The sequence below is a fragment of the Paenibacillus sp. WC2504 genome (genome assembly GCF_052682475.1).
Genome location: NZ_JBQZFH010000001.1, coordinates 6,263,608 through 6,279,075, shown reverse-complemented (window position 1 = coordinate 6,279,075; position 15,468 = coordinate 6,263,608). Strand labels below are relative to the sequence as shown.

The 15,468-nt window shown below is 44.2% G+C and carries 15 protein-coding genes and 1 riboswitch; of the genes, 11 read left to right on the top strand and 4 right to left on the bottom strand.

Translation table 11 applies throughout. The features are described from left to right. Position 1: 1 nt before the first annotated feature. From ACUN27_RS28305 to gloA2, 6 genes are all read left to right on the top strand, one after another. Positions 2-1,252 (top strand): MFS transporter, encoded by a 1,251-nt coding sequence (locus ACUN27_RS28305; protein ID WP_418936905.1) that lies wholly within the window; start codon positions 2-4, stop codon positions 1,250-1,252. Positions 1,253-1,273: 21 nt separating this feature from the next. Continuing rightward, positions 1,274-2,065: an ABC transporter ATP-binding protein gene (locus ACUN27_RS28300; protein ID WP_315954213.1), complete on the top strand. Its 792-nt coding sequence runs from the start codon at positions 1,274-1,276 to the stop codon at positions 2,063-2,065. Positions 2,066-2,282: 217 nt separating this feature from the next. Beyond that, positions 2,283-3,509 carry an MDR family MFS transporter gene (locus tag ACUN27_RS28295; RefSeq protein WP_445559980.1) on the top strand — a complete coding sequence of 409 codons (1,227 nt, stop codon included), beginning with the start codon at positions 2,283-2,285 and terminating at the stop codon, positions 3,507-3,509. Positions 3,510-3,609: 100 nt separating this feature from the next. Then, positions 3,610-3,703, top strand: a riboswitch (cyclic di-GMP riboswitch). A 103-nt stretch (positions 3,704-3,806) separates the two neighbouring features. Further along, the gene (locus ACUN27_RS28290; RefSeq protein WP_315954211.1) at positions 3,807-4,106 is read left to right on the top strand and encodes a hypothetical protein; all 300 of its coding nucleotides are present in this window, start codon (positions 3,807-3,809) and stop codon (positions 4,104-4,106) included. A 130-nt stretch (positions 4,107-4,236) separates the two neighbouring features. Continuing rightward, positions 4,237-5,151, top strand: a complete 915-nt coding sequence (locus ACUN27_RS28285) for an exopolyphosphatase (protein ID WP_445559979.1) — start codon at positions 4,237-4,239, stop codon at positions 5,149-5,151. Positions 5,152-5,221: 70 nt separating this feature from the next. Next, entirely contained in the window at positions 5,222-5,620 is a 399-nt protein-coding gene (gene gloA2 / locus ACUN27_RS28280) for an SMU1112c/YaeR family gloxylase I-like metalloprotein (protein WP_315954209.1), read from the top strand. 192 nt (positions 5,621-5,812) lie between these two features. On the opposite strand, the gene ACUN27_RS28275 is transcribed toward gloA2, so the two are convergent. Then, positions 5,813-7,321 (bottom strand): stalk domain-containing protein, encoded by a 1,509-nt coding sequence (locus tag ACUN27_RS28275; protein WP_445559978.1) that lies wholly within the window; start codon positions 7,319-7,321, stop codon positions 5,813-5,815. 369 nt (positions 7,322-7,690) lie between these two features. On the opposite strand from ACUN27_RS28275, the gene ACUN27_RS28270 reads away from it, so the two are divergent. Continuing rightward, positions 7,691-8,401, top strand: a complete 711-nt coding sequence (locus ACUN27_RS28270; RefSeq protein ID WP_445560671.1) for a metallophosphoesterase — start codon at positions 7,691-7,693, stop codon at positions 8,399-8,401. Positions 8,402-9,095: 694 nt separating this feature from the next. Next, positions 9,096-10,274, top strand: coding sequence for a DUF2920 family protein (locus ACUN27_RS28265; RefSeq protein WP_326061040.1), 1,179 nt, complete (start codon positions 9,096-9,098; stop codon positions 10,272-10,274). Between the two features lie 92 nt (positions 10,275-10,366). On the opposite strand, the gene ACUN27_RS28260 is transcribed toward ACUN27_RS28265, so the two are convergent. After that, the gene (locus tag ACUN27_RS28260) at positions 10,367-11,506 is read right to left on the bottom strand and encodes a THUMP domain-containing class I SAM-dependent RNA methyltransferase (RefSeq protein ID WP_127454649.1); all 1,140 of its coding nucleotides are present in this window, start codon (positions 11,504-11,506) and stop codon (positions 10,367-10,369) included. Between the two features lie 115 nt (positions 11,507-11,621). Between ACUN27_RS28260 and ACUN27_RS28255 the strand changes: the two genes are divergently transcribed. Continuing rightward, on the top strand, positions 11,622-12,257 hold the full coding sequence (locus ACUN27_RS28255; protein WP_445559977.1) for an O-methyltransferase: 636 nt from the start codon (positions 11,622-11,624) through the stop codon (positions 12,255-12,257). Between the two features lie 90 nt (positions 12,258-12,347). On the opposite strand, the gene ACUN27_RS28250 is transcribed toward ACUN27_RS28255, so the two are convergent. Continuing rightward, a complete protein-coding gene (locus ACUN27_RS28250) occupies positions 12,348-12,566 on the bottom strand; it encodes a hypothetical protein (RefSeq protein ID WP_315954203.1) in 219 nt (72 codons plus the stop codon). Positions 12,567-12,648: 82 nt separating this feature from the next. Beyond that, positions 12,649-13,422, bottom strand: coding sequence for a metallophosphoesterase family protein (locus tag ACUN27_RS28245; protein ID WP_445559976.1), 774 nt, complete (start codon positions 13,420-13,422; stop codon positions 12,649-12,651). 153 nt (positions 13,423-13,575) lie between these two features. On the opposite strand from ACUN27_RS28245, the gene ACUN27_RS28240 reads away from it, so the two are divergent. Next, positions 13,576-14,823 carry a CapA family protein gene (locus ACUN27_RS28240; protein ID WP_445559975.1) on the top strand — a complete coding sequence of 416 codons (1,248 nt, stop codon included), beginning with the start codon at positions 13,576-13,578 and terminating at the stop codon, positions 14,821-14,823. Positions 14,824-14,840: 17 nt separating this feature from the next. After that, positions 14,841-15,464 (top strand): fumarylacetoacetate hydrolase family protein, encoded by a 624-nt coding sequence (locus tag ACUN27_RS28235; protein WP_379171615.1) that lies wholly within the window; start codon positions 14,841-14,843, stop codon positions 15,462-15,464. Positions 15,465-15,468: the final 4 nt, after the last annotated feature.

Here is a 15,468-nt window from a genome sequence, read left to right as displayed (position 1 = left end):
GATGAAAGGGGTAGTAACAGTGTCAGATTCAAGTTCAGTACGCAATCATACGGTTTATGCGATTTTGTTCTCGATTTCCTTAGTCCATTTATTGAACGACGCCATTCAATCCGTTATACCTGCCGTTTTCCCGATTCTTCATAATTCGCTGCAGTTGAGTTTTACTCAAATCGGATGGATTGCTTTTACGCTAAACGTAACAGCCTCCTTATTTCAGCCTTTGATTGGTCTTTATACAGATAAAAAGCCAAAGCCGTTTTTGTTGCCCGCAGGCGTATTTTTCTCGTTATTAGGTGTGATTTTGCTTGCTGTAGCCTCTTCATTTGTTCAGGTGCTTGGAGCTGTTGTACTTGTAGGTCTCGGTTCTTCCGTGCTTCATCCCGAAGCATCGCGCGTTGCCTACTTGGCTGCCGGACCTCGAAGAGGCTTGGCGCAGTCCATTTTCCAAACAGGCGGTAATATCGGGCAGGCACTTGCTCCCATTTTTACAGCACTGATTTTCGTTCCATTCGGTCAGTTCGGCATTATTTGGTTTTCGTTTGTCGCTGCTGCAGCGATTGTCGTTCAGTTTTTCGTGGCCAAATGGTATCGTAAAGCGGGCAGCAGCCGCTCAGCAGCTTCAAGTAAAGCTTCTGTCAGCAAACAGCCACTTCCGCGTAAGACAGTTACCTATGCCATTTCGATTTTGATCATGCTCTTGTTTTCCAAGTTTGTTTATGTGGCAAGCATGACGGGTTTTTACGCTTTTTACTTAATTGAACACAATCAACTTTCCGTTGAAAAAGCGCAGCTATTCATATTCACTTTGCTTGCTGCTGGAGCAGTCGGTACGTTCATGGGCGGTCCGCTGGCGGATCGTTTCGGAAGACGGAACATGATCTGGTTTTCCATTCTGGGAACGGCTCCGTTTTCACTGCTTTTACCATATGCCAATTTATTTTGGGCGGGCGTGTTGTGTGCATGCATTGGATTCATTTTGCTATCCGGCTTCTCCGTCATTGTCGTTTATGCGCAGGAACTACTGCCCGGCAAAGTCGGGACGGTATCCGGCTTATTCTTTGGTTTGGCTTTCGGACTTGGCGGAATTGGTTCAGCCGTGCTGGGTACACTTGCGGATGCAACCAGCATCTCGTTTGTTATTAAACTCTGCGCGTTCTTGCCGCTAATCGGGTTATTGGCTGCGTTCCTGCCTTCGGATAAAAAATTGAATATGACACAAATTGAACTACCGCAAAATGTAGTGAAAGCTTAATTAATCACGGGGTGAAACCGAATGCCATCAATTATTGAAATGAATAACGTCTCCTGGTATAGAGAGAATAAAACGATTCTGAACCAAGTGGATTGGCAGGTGTCCAAAAATGATCACTGGGCCGTACTGGGCTTGAACGGTTCAGGCAAAACGACCATATTGAATATGATCAATGGTTATATCTGGCCGAGCCAAGGGCAAATGGCTGTACTTGGCCATCCGTTTGGAACGGTAGATTTAAGAGATTTGCGTAAAATGATTGGCTGGGTAAGTTCCTCCCTCCAGGAGAAGTTGTATGCCTCCGATAAAACGCAGCATGTCGTAATAAGCGGTAAACATGCTTCAATCGGGCTGTATGAGAAACCGAGTGCGGAAGATTTCGAGCAGGCCAAAGAACATATGCAGCGGCTGAATTGTATGCATTTATACGACCGGACTTATCAATCGTGCTCTCAGGGTGAAAAGCAAAAACTATTAATTGCACGCGCGTTGATGGCCTCCCCTAAGCTGCTGATTCTGGATGAAGCAACGAACGGATTAGACTTCCTTTCTCGGGAAGCATTGCTGTCCAGCATCCAAGAACTAGCCAAGGAACCGGATGCTCCCACCTTAATATTCGTAACTCACCATATTGAAGAAATTCTACCTGTTTTTAATCAAACCTTATTGATTCGTCGTGGTGAGGTATTCGCAAAAGGGCTGTCGCGCCATGTATTGACAAGTGAAGGTTTGTCCTCTTTCTTTGAGACGGAGGTTGAAGTGAAATGGCAGCGAGAACGCCCATGGCTTTCGATTCCTGCCAGTGATCAGTGATGCGTGAACGTTCTAAGGGCACTTTCGATATAGAAGTGCTTAATTCTAGGCCACAAAACATGATTAAAACGGGCTTCCCATGCGGCTTTGGGGAGTCCTTTTTTTATTCGACAAAAACATATAATTAAGGACACGAACTACCGTTTTTCGTGTATAATGAGTTCTTGATCTCATTTCTTAACCTTTGGTAAATTATCAGCGAGAGGAGTTCTGACAGATGAATCGATTACGTGGTTTTCTTGGTTCGTATCATCCGATTGTACATACGTTAATTTTGGGAACGGTCATGGCCAGAGCGGCGTCTTCCATGAGTCTGCCTTTTCTGGCGATTTACTTAGCTAAACATACGTCGATGAGCGCAGTAATGATTGGGGTCGTAATTGGAATGGGAGCCTTGGCAGGAACAGTCGGAGGTTTTATCGGCGGTAATTTATCGGACCGATTCGGCCGACGCATTATCATGCTCGCTGCACTTTTTGGATGGGCGGTTGTGTTTGTAGGTTTTAGTATCGTGAAACTACCGGTTTTGTTCATGATGCTGAACATGCTGAACGGCTTGTGCCGCTCCTTCTACGAACCGGTCTCGCAAGCCTTGATGGCGGATTTGACCGAGCCGGCCAAGCGACTCAGTGTGTTTTCAATGAGATACATGGCCATCAATGTTGGTGTTGCTATAGGACCTTTATTGGGTGCTTTTTTTGCAACAATGGACGGAGCACTGCCGTTTCTACTCACTGGAATCGTATATTTTATCTATGCGGTTACCCTCTACGTTCTCCTTATCGTTTTTGGTATTAAGCAAATAGAAGGGGAGAAGAAACAACCTGTTACGTTTGTCTCTGCATTGCGGGTTATTCAACGTGATGTCACGTTTCGCTATTTTATTCTTGGCGGAATTATAGGGGCTATTGGCTACTCGCAAGTCATGGTGACACTATCGCAATATTTGGAGCAGAACTTCACTGAAGGTGTTAAACTGTTTGCTGTCCTCATGAGTGTCAATGCCATTGTGGTAATTGCGATGCAAATACCGCTTACACGGATTTCTGATAAGTACTCGCCACTTGTAGCGATTATTTTAGGAAATTTGATGTTTGCGTTAGGCGATATCGGTTTTGCATTCTCGCATTCGTTAGTACCCATGATTATTTCCATGGCGATTTTTACACTAGGAGAAATATTGAATTACCCCGCGGCCAACATGCTGATTGATAAGCTGGCACCGGAACATATGCGCGGTACTTATTTTGGTGCACAAACGTTAACCAACGTAGGTCATTTTATGGGACCTTGGGTTGGCGGCTTTCTGCTCGTAGCGTATGGGGGCACTGCACTTTATCTGGTCATCGCCTTTGTAACCCTTGCGGGATCTCTCTTTTATTGGAAAGGTGCCAATAATCTACAAGCACTGCCCAAAAATAGGTCGAAAAAAGAAGTTTTTTGATAAATAATGCAAAATTAGTTCTTGCGAACTATACGATTTCAAAAGAACTTCCCTTATTCTTGAGAGTGTAGTTATTTCTTGTAAAAGACTTCACAACACATCTCGACAATGGCAAAACTGACGAAAGTCAGTGACGCAAAGCTACAGGGGCTACCTTGTTCATGAATCGGACTCGTTGCCAGCCAGCTGCCGAACGATTGGGTATTCAACTTAGATCCCCTCCGATCGGTACACTATGGTGGGGTTTTTCTCTGTCATAACTTTCATAAACTATGGATAAAAGGAGGACCAAGCAGCATGCAGTCTGATTTACATGAAGAGCAAAAAGTAACATCACTTTGCGGCAATCATGTTGCCCGTTTGGTGCCATCCTCGGATGGACCAAAGCTATTGATTAATTTAGAAGAGTACGCGCTTAATGAATCTTGCTGGGATGTTGAAATGTTTCAGGGGAGAAGCAACAGCATTTTGATTTTCTATTGGAAAGGTGAAGTTAAGCTTTCTGTGAAAATGCCTCCGATGCCGCAAATTGAAGCATTTATGACTAGACTCTACCAAATTTTAACTTCCAAATTAAGAACGGTTCAGCCCATATAGGCGAACTGTTTTTTTTTATCCCAAAAGCTCTAATGACAAAATGATTGTCACAAATCGACAGGTACTGATATAATGATACACATATTCATACATAGTTCTTAAGTACTAACTTCGTAGGGGGATTTGCGCTATGCGATTAATTACGCGTTCGGATTTTGACGGTTTAGTATGCGCAATGCTTTTCAAAAAGCTAAACATGGTCGATGAAATGAAATTCGTTCATCCCAAAGATATGCAGGATGGTCTGATCGAGGTTACCGAGAACGATATTTTGGCGAATGTGCCTTATGTTGCAGGTTGCGGATTATGGTTTGACCATCATTCCAGTGAACTTGAGCGGATGGGTGAGAAAGTAGCTTTCAAAGGGGAAACCCGTATTGCACCAAGCGCAGCACGCGTCGTATATGATTATTATGGTGGGCAAGAAACCTTTGGTGATATTGATGATATTATGCAAGGCGTAGATAAAGCGGATGCTGCACAATTCAGTAAAGAAGATATTTTGAATCCAACGGGTTGGGATTTATTATCGTTCATCATGGATGCCCGTACGGGTTTAGGACGCTACCGGGACTATCGAATTAGCAATTATCAACTAATGGAAGAGCTTGTGGATCACTGTGCAGTGATGACGGTCGATCAAATTATGGAGCTTCCGGACGTTAAGGAGCGGGTTGAACGGTATTATGAATTGGATGCTCTATACCGTGAAATGCTTGCAAAGCATACATATACAGAAGGAAATGTGATCATTACGGATCTTCGTGATGTGGAAACCATCTATCCTGGTAACCGTTTCATGGTTTACGCGCTTTATCCAGAGCAGAATGTATCCATTTGGATCGTGGACGGACGTAACAAACAAAATTGTGTATTTGCTTGTGGACACAGCATTGTGAACCGCACCTCTCAAACGAACATCGGGACTTTGATGCTCCAAAATGGTGGAGGCGGTCACCACGCAGCAGGTACGTGTCAGGTAGAATATGCGCAAGCAGAGAATATTTTGAAGAAAATTGTTGAAACGATGAGAGCAGACGGATAAAATAAGAATCGAGCCGCAGGATGGGTAATTCCCGGAATGCGGTTTATTTATGGAGTCGGGAGGCATGTTAGTGAAAATCGATCGCATTCATCATGTGGCCATTATTAGCTCGAATTACGAAAAGTCGAAGCATTTCTATGTTGATTTACTAGGAATGACGATCGTAAATGAGTTGTACCGGGCAGAACGTGATTCCTACAAGCTGGATTTGCGCATAGGAGAAACAGAGCAGCAGATTGAGTTGTTTTCGTTCCCTAATCCACCCTTAAGAGTGGATAGACCGGAAGCGCGAGGACTTCGACACTTGGCATTTGTAGTTGGAAATATGGACGAAAGCGTCAAGGAACTAGAGAGCAAGGGAATTGCGGTTGAACCGGTACGAATTGATCCCATAACAGGTGATCGGTATACGTTTTTTGCAGACCCAGATGGACTCCCGTTAGAGTTGGTGGAACATGCCGAACGATGATTTATCAAAAAATGAGCAAAAAACAAAATTAGGATTTGCAATAGGATGCCTATGGAGTATTCTGCTGTCTATTCCGCTTTGGGCCATAATCATATGGCTATCGATGAAAAAATAAATCCCTCAAACGCTCGACTGAACAGGGTCGGATTAGCGGTTGGGGGATTTTTTTTGTTGGCTATTGGTGGTATAAAACTAGTAAACGTTGATGCGTCGTATAATTCCGTTTAGGCTGTCATAAATCACGATGTTACCACGATGATCGATAGTAAAAAGGAAACTGCCCTTGAAGCTTAAAGCGCCAGGACCATTAACTTGATCGGTAATGGATTTACCATCAATGATTTTATCATTTTCGGCGGGCTGCTCATAGGTTTGTGTTTTCGGATCATATAAACCCTTGTTATAGGTCAAAAGAGCAACATTAGTGTACTCATCCATTTTACCAGCAACATCAACTTGATAAACCTTAGTAGTATCTGAAATGTAGAAATATCCATTCCTCGATGAGGCTCCTGTTATTTGATCCAAATTAACACTCGCTACCTCAGTAATAGTGCCGTCCAAGTTAACCTTGCTGATTTTTTTATTCGTTTTATCAAGGAGATACATTTTCCCGTCTGTGTTTAAAGAAACGTAACTTGCCTTCTTATCAGGTAGGAGTCCAATTACTTTACTCTCGTTCGGTACCTGAAAGTCGAATACTTTCCCCAAAAATACATTGCTGTAGTAAAAGTGATCTTGATCTAAAAACGAGATAAAATTGTTTTCTTCATTCATGGAACTTTCTAAATTAAAAGTTACCATTTTAACTTCTGGGAGTATCTCATAAATAATCACAGCTTCTTCGACAAAGGGTCTCGCAGCATGTGCCATCAAATACAATTTGTCAGTTAAACTATCGTAATACAGTTTTTTAGGTGTGATATTTTGATATGATACACGTTGCACAGCACCTTTTGAATCTTTATACTGCACGTCAAATTTACTATCTATAAAGGTTGTGTGCTGTATATTTTTTCCATCGTCATTATTTTGATTATAGGATAAAATCCCGTAAGGGTAGGATTGGCTTTTGACGTCATAATCTATCATATATACATTGCTGCTCGAGTCTGAAATAATATCGTATATTTTTACATTACTTCTTTCTGTAATTGGTCGTTCTATCGATAAATTATCTACAGTTGGCTTGTCTCGTTTTTCATTTACAGGTGCAGGTTGAATGAGATTATTAGTGATTGTAATCATTTGCGTTGTACCATCGAACGAAACAGTCTGATCCATATTTTCAGCAATAAAGCGGAGAGGGACCATAGTCGTATCATTGAGTATTGTAGCAGGCTGCTCCAATGAAGTAGAAGCACCGTTAATCACGGCATCTTTACTGTCGATTGCGAGAGATATCTTGGTTTTGGCTGTAGTCAGTGTAATGATCCGTGCAGCGTCATCCCATTGGACAGTAACTCCCAGAGTCTCAGCAATAAAACGAAGCGGCACCATGGTCACGCTGTTCATTAAAATAGGCGGGACTGGCAGTGTTTGAGTTTGACCATTAACGGTAACAATTTGCTCATTCAGTTTAAGCTTTAGCTCATGCTGATACTTAGTAGCTGATGAGTCTTGTGCAAAAGCAGGTTGAATAGATAGAAAAATACAGCTGATGCTTAGTGTTAGAAGCTTTGCGATTTTTTGATGAAACACGGTTATCTTCCTCGTTTTCAATGATTTAAAAGCGGAGATTCCACTTTATGAATAATGTATATTCAACATATTGTTACATTTTCCTCTTTCCATTAACAGCCTTGGACATGAAAAACTGAGGGGGATAAACGAACTGTATGGTTAGTTCGTCTAATAGAAGAGATCGAAAGTAGATGAAGGTAGTAAAATCAGACAACAAAATTGAACTCTTATACTCATGTGGCATTAATGTAATAACTTTATAATAAAATTTAGCATATAAAACTTAACGATCCCTGTTGTATGAGGTCCCAATTTTGGTGAGGAGGATGCGCTTGGAAGGATATTTAATGTACTGCCTCTACCTAGTTTTAGTTCTATTTATTTGCTATTTCATCTACGCAATGGCTAAAAATTGAGCGGATAAGTTATCCTCTTAATCTAAATTTGAGAATCCTGCAAATAAGTGACATGCATGTTGAAAGATTAAGAATTAGTCCCTCCAGAATAGCCGCTATCATTAATGATGAAAAACCGGATTATATATTTATTACGGGTGATTTTACCAAATACCGAAAAATGCTTCCTAGACTAGAAGAGTACCTAAGAGCAATGGCGATTTGTAACGTGCCCATTTATTGCGTTCTTGGAAACCATGATTATCAACAGAAAAATGTCAAAGATCTTATCAAGCTTTTAAGAAAGTACGGGCTTCATTTGTTAAGGAATGAGTCGATTCATCTAGAACGATTTGAACTAATTGGTATTGATGATTTCGATTCTGGTAAAAGTGACATTGAGGCTGCTCTTCGAACTGTCGATGATCGCAGAGCGAAACTCATTATTACCCACGATCCTAATGTAGTCCTCCATTTAAAAAAAAGCTATGATTATTTAATGGCTGGACATCTCCATGGTAAACAATTTAATATTCCATTTTTCTTTCATATCAAAAACGCAGGTAAGCTGCCTAGAATGGGGATTTACAAGGGATTACATAAACATCAATATGGGGCTTACTACATATCTAAAGGTATTGGGCAAACAGGGGTCAATGCCAGATTGTTTGTCAGAAGCGAAGTAACCATGCATTATTTATAAAATGACTGAGGGAGTTGAGATCTAAAGGTCTCAACTCCCTCTGTTCATTTCGTGCGTTGCGTTACTACTCCATGTAAACTGAGCTAACGGACACCAGCGCCGTTATTGCGCTGATATTCCTATGATTTCGCGCCTAACGGACATCAGCGCTCTTATTTGCCCATCATGCGGCCAAATTGCCTGCAAAATAGGCAAATAGCAGCGCTGGGGTCCGTTAGAAATCTAAATCGGCGATTTCACGCCGAATAAAGGCTCCTGTGTCCGTTAGCGTAAGTGCTGGCGGGACAGCTCGAACTTTGACTTTAACACGGGTTTATGGAGTACACATAAGAGCCATCTATAAACAAAGGCAGCTAAGACGTAAAGTCTCAGCTGCCTCTTTTTCGTGCTGCCTACGTTCCTGTCTACGCGGAGGAAAAGGCCCAAGATACTGATACAGGATGACAGGTTATATATTGATGTTTATTACTTATCCTCTTCGTCTAATTTGTAAGAATAAACACGAAAAATGATGATTTTTGTAGAAATCTGTTTAAGTCTATTCTAAGGTGTGTTAGACTTGGAAGGGGATGGAAGAGATTGGATGATTGGAATGAAAACGTGAAGTATACATAAGTTGTAGTTATTTGAATTCATACCTAGTTTAATAAGTGTTTGTTAATAATTTCAGATGCGTGAAGCAATGGAGGAACGAATGTTAAGCAATACGTTTTATGTAAGACCTCATCCTGATGTGGAGCTCGGCTACAGGCGCTCACTCGTGGAATATCAGCTTACGTTCCCCGAAGCAGGGGTTAACGAAGAAACCGGATTGATCCTCTTTATTACGCCGTTTGGCGATACTCCATCATCTGAATATCAGGCCAATAAGTTGCGGCCGTACCTGGCGAATAAGAGCAACTGCATTGTGGCCGGCGTCCATTACTGGGGAGTAGACAATGAGATTAAGTCAGTCAGATTTGATAACGCGTATTTTGCAACGCTGAGTTCGTTATATGGTATCCCATGGACGGATTTCCTGAAAAACGACGGATCTCTGCAAGACGGCTGCTTGGAGATTTTGGCGTTTCACCTGAAGCAGCGGGGCATTCAGCATTTGTTCGGGCATAGCTCACCGTACACGCTCATGTCGTATCATTTAAAAGGGGAATATCAGTCGTTCGGCTTTCTTCCGGCACTCGACTATTTGTCTGTGCTCGGCGATATTTTGAAAAAACACACGATCAATCGGCGCCGTATTATCGCCTATGGATCGTCATATGGGGGATATATCGCCTTATTACTTGGAAAGTTTGCCCCTCACACATTCTCGGCGATTATCGATAATTCGGGTTTTTCGCGGGCGAGCGTGATTGACATCTGCACGAAGGATTACATGTTGGGGCCAGTGGTTTACCGGCATGAGGGAGTAACGATTCAAGCTATTGCCGATGAACCTTGGACGCTTTCAGATGAGCTCGATCCGAATTACTTCTCGGATAGCTGTCGCGCGATTCGCAGTCTGTTGGAAGAAGCACACCGTATCACGTCGGATACAACATACTATATATTTCATGGTGATGAGGATAAGGTATGCCCGACATCTGAAAAGGAACAAGTTGTTGACATACTAAAAAAATATAATCAGGTCAACTTTAAAAAAGTGACTGCAGATGATATTGATGGCAGAGTGTTTAAGGATTTGTCGCATGGGATGAAAGCATCACTTCGAGGTATTTTCGATCTAGTTCAAGAAGCAGGTGGTAAGTTACAGAAGAGTGAAGATCTAACGGACTTCGACCGTTCGAGTGTTCATACTTTTGTTTGCGGAAATAAATCGTATCGTTTCAGTTATTCGAATGATTATCAGATTCGCGCAGAGATATTGAATTAGATTTACAAGGAATCATATATAAGAATGAAAAACAGCGGCAGCTAAGACTTTTATAAGTCTTAGCTGCCGCTGTTTTTGTAAAAATACTTGTCCTATCTCCGCGGTGGAAAAGGCCCAAGATATTGATAAAGGTTACACTCAATCCGTCCGTTAAACAACTTGCGCTTCTTATCAGCGCGGCGGTTCATATAATGCTCGAGCTGTGTGCTCGGGCTGAGAATAAACATGCTCCATGAAGGCATTGGAGCTGTAAGTGCCCCGAGTTCGCGCAGCGCGACCTCGACATCCTTGGCTTCACCAAGCCGCTCTCCATAAGGCGGATTGGTGATCAAACAGCCATAGTCGCCGCGCGGGCGGGCTTTGGCTACCGGTTCCACGCGAAGCTGGAACTGTTTCGTCAGCCCGGCCGACTTCGCGGCGGCCTCTGCCACTGCGATGGCAGACGGATCAATATCGCTGCCGATGATGTGCAGCGGCACATTATCGCGAACCGCGTCGAACGCTTCGTCGCGCGCTTTGTCCCAGAGCTTGCGCGGCACATTGCCCCACGCCTCGCTGGGGAAGCTGCGCCGCAGGCCTGGCGCGATATTCCAGCCGATCATAGCGGCCTCGATCGGGATGGTTCCCGACCCGCAGAACGGGTCGTAGAGCGGCCGATCGACGCTCCAGCGGCTGAGCAGGATCATGGCAGCGGCCATGGTCTCCTTCAGCGGCGCTTCGGTCACGAGCTTGCGATACCCGCGCTTATGCAAGCTTGGGCCTGTGGTGTCGATCGTGAGTGTCGCGATATCGTTCAGGAGCGCCACTTCAATCACGTAACGTGCCCCGTTCTCGGGGAACCATTCGGTGCCGTATTGAAGTTTCAGCTTTTCAACGACGGCTTTTTTTACGATGCCTTGGCAGGCAGGGACGCTGGAAAGCTGTGACTTATGGGAACGCCCTTGCACAGGGAATTCGGCATCGTTCGGAATCCAGTCGGGCCAAGCGAGCGCTTTTGTGCCTTCAAAAAGCTCATCAAAGGTCAGAGCTTTAAACTGGCCCATAAGCACGAGAATCCGGTCTGCTGTCCGTAACCATAGATTGGCTCGGCAGATGGCCAGCTCGTCTCCCATAAAGCGTACGCGGCCGTTCTCAACGGTAACCTCTGTATAACCGAGGTCGCGGACTTCGCGCGCAACGATAGCTTCAAGTCCCATTGGGCAAGTTGCAATTAGTTCGATTGATTGTGGCATGTTTAGATTCCTTCCATCCGGGTTGTGCTTCGTTCATAAAACTCATACAATTAACAAGTATAGGACAAATAAGATATACTTACAAACGAAACGGCAAACTCTTAGGAGGAATGACATGGAAACCCTAACAGCTGAAAGCTATATGGAAGGCTTATATGCGGATGATCCGGTGCTTGAGCGGGTGAAGGAAGTCATACGAACCAATAATATGCCAGAAATCTCAATCGCCCCGGGCTACGGCAGACTACTTACGATGCTAGTGACGATGATTGGCGCAAAAAAGGTGCTGGAAATAGGAGCTTTAGGCGGCTATAGCGGGATTTGCCTGGCTAGAGGGCTGCAAGAAGGCGGCAAACTCATCTCGCTTGAGTTGAAACAGGAATTCGCCGATGTAGCCAAACAAAATGTAGCCGACGCAGGCCTTGGCCAGTTTGTCGAGTATCGTATAGGCGAAGCGTTGACGCATCTCAACGAGCTGCTTGCGCAAGGGGAGCGCTTTGATTTCTTTTTTATCGATGCGGACAAAGTGAACTATCCAAACTATTTGGAGCTTGCCATTCAATTAGCGAATCCTGGGGCCATCATTGCAGGCGATAATACGCTGATGAGAGGCAAAGTGGTTGACGCAGGCCAAACCAAAGCCTCCGTGAAAGCGATGCGCAGCTTCAATAAGCTCATTGCGGAAGACCCGCGTTTGGAAAGTACAATCCTACCAGCCTATGACGGTTTAGCGCTGGCTCGGGTGAAATAAGGCGTACATAGCAAGGGCTACCTGAATTGTCTGAGAAGACGTTCCAGGTAGCCCTTTCCCCATTGAATAGGGCAGATGTGAAGGTTTATCTTAAGAAGTTAACTGATGCACTTGAAAAAATTTAAATTCGTTTATTTGCCAAGGTACTTTTTCTTCTACCTGGGTAACAGGCTGAGCGGGTTGCAGCGTGGATATAGGGTGCACATTTTGCTGCTTCTTGAAAGGTGTAGCGCTCATCCCATTCCAGTAAATAAGCAAAATCTCCGCACATAAAACGATAAAAGCAATTTTGGGCCAATTCAGCTTCATGGAGGGTATCCTCGCTTTCAATGATGCACCTATATTATCATGTAGTGGAATTAATTTCCATAAAAAATTTTTGTGCATTCCCTCATCTATGTACCAGCCCCGTTGAAACTTCAAACGCATAGCGCTCAGTCTCAGGCATATTCACAGCGTGAGCTCTACGGATAGCATAATCGATATCATACGGTACGCGTACATATTGAAGGGAGAATCCTGCTTGCTGCTGACTATTCATATTGCCCTCCAGAATACAGTAGCAGGCTTGTGGAATGCCGTCATAGGGAATGCCTACACTGCCCACGTTAAAGAGCATTAGACCGCTGTCGGCACGCTTTGCGGTGCTCTTTTCTGAAGGGTTTTTCATCGTAATCAAAAAAGGGATGTGAATATCCCCGTAGCCAACAATATCAGGCAGCTTTCCGTTAGGGGCCGCACCGGTCATTTCTGTATTTTGAAACAGTGCCAGTCGCTCTTTTTTGGAAGCTTTACGCTTAACACGATGGTAAACGCTTTGTGAGGAAGCATGAAATAAACGGAACAGTTTGCCGCTAAGGTAGAAATCAACGGAGAATGGCAGTTCTGACAGATAAGCAAGCCTTTTAGGCCCTAATTGCTGCTGCTGCCAAATGCCCGCCGGCTGGTCTTGCGGCATATTGATGCCTAGGTCCCAATTTCCCTGTATGACTACCTCGCAGGTCCTTTGTATAGAGTCAACAACGGCTGCCGAATCAGGTCCTTTGCCTGCCAGGTCGCCTAAGCAATAGATTCGCTCAATGCCGCGCAGTTTGATATCAGCAAGTACGGCTTCAAGGGCAGGCAAATTTCCATGGATATCTGAAATAATCGCAATTTTTTCCAAAACGATGAATTCCTTTCCGTGCTGGTCTCAAGTGTAAATCTCATTGATTCTGTTATATCATACGGATTCCATTCTGAAAATGAGTGTCCTTGACTATTACCCAATGCTAGATTCTTCTGCTATAATTTGTGAGGGGAAAGGGGAAGGTTTTGAATGGAATCCAGAGTAGAGCGTCACCGTAAAGTGAAGGTAGTGCGCGCGCCTCAGAAGAAAACTCCGCTGAAAATGATCGGAGGACTCACTTTGGCTGCCGTCGCTTGTTTCGCGATTGGAATTGGTGCATCCTATTGGACGTCGAATAGCAAAACTACCGAAGAACAAGAGGCATCTTCACCATCGGTGTCCGTAAATTCGCCTCAACCGACGAATGCAGCAAGTAGCCAGCCCAGTCCTGCAGCTACAGCAAACGCAATCGTACCGTCGTCGTCACCGGCAGTTTCGGACAAGCCAACGAGTAGTAGCGGACAAGTGAATCTCACTTTTGTAGGCGATGTGCTGCTAGCCTCTAAGGTAGAAGATATTTTGAAACAAAAAGGCTATGATTATCCTTATACGAATGTAAAAGACTATTTGACCAAACCGGATTTCACCATCGCGAATTTGGAAACACCTATAACAACTAAAGGTACCGAACAGAAAAAGGATTACGTTTACCGCTCATCACCTTTGGCTTTACCTCCGCTCAAGGATGCTGGCATCGATCTTGTTAATTTAGCGAATAACCATGTCATGGATTATGGCCCTGAAGGTTTACAGGACACCATGAATGCGCTGGACCAAGAGGGTATTAAGCGCATGGGAGCGGGCAATGATTTGAATGAAGCCTATCAGCCGGTCATAGTGGAAAAAAACGGCATGAAAATCGCCTTTTTCGGCTTTAGCCGTGTTGTTCCTGAAGCTTCTTGGAAAGCAGGTCCCGGACGCATCGGGGTGGCGGAAACTTACAATTACAAGCCGCCTGTCGAAGCTATTCAAAAAGCGAAAGAGAGTGCCGATCTTGTTGTCGTTGTTGCACATTGGGGCGTTGAGCGAAGCGACCATCCGGATAAGTATCAGACGGATTTGGCACACCGTTATATTGATGCCGGCGCAGATTTGGTCGTTGGCGGCCATCCACATGTGTTACAAGGTTTCGAGCAGTACAAAGGCAAATGGATCGCATATAGTTTAGGTAATTTTATATTTACAACGAATGATGTTTCTAAGACATGGGAAACGGTTATCTTGGAAGCGTCCTGCTCGAAAGATAAATCGTGCAATATTCATCTTGTTCCTATTTTAAGCAAATTTGCACTTCCTACACCCATGAGTTCGGAAGACGGCTCCAAGCTGTTCCAGCGGTTAAGCCAAATTTCGATTGGTTCGAAAGTAGATGCCGAAGGTAATGTTAGCAAGAAATAATGTGAGGAGAAAACGACATGACAGATGTTCGCAATATTTATTGTGTAGGACGCAATTACCGGGCACACGCCGCCGAGCTGGGGAATGATGTTCCGGATCAGCCGATGATTTTTACGAAACCAACGCATGCCTTGGCGGATATGAGTGGCGGGGAGCTGAAGCTTCCAGGTGATCAAGGTGAAATTCACTATGAAGCTGAATTGGTGCTGCATATCGCAAAGCCTTATCGCGAAGGTATTCAGGTTGATGAAATTGTTGATAAGTATGCACTGGGCATCGATTTTACACTAAGAGATGTACAGTCTGTTATTAAGAAAAAAGGCCAACCTTGGCTGCCAGCCAAAGGATTCCTGAAGTCGGCGCCACTGACGGAATTCCGCCCGTTCCCGGGGGCTTCCAAACTAACGGAAGAGAACTTCCAGCTTCGCCAGAATGGACAAGTCGTTCAAAACGGCAACATCAGCAACATGATTTTCGATTTGCAAACGATCATCGATTACATCGCTAAGCATTACGGGCTGGGCGTAGGCGATATCATTTACACGGGAACTCCTGAGGGCGTTGGACCTGTAAATAACGGCGATCTCTTGGAATTAGCATGGGGCGAAGAAGTATTCGGAGCAGTAACTATCCGCGTATAAAACA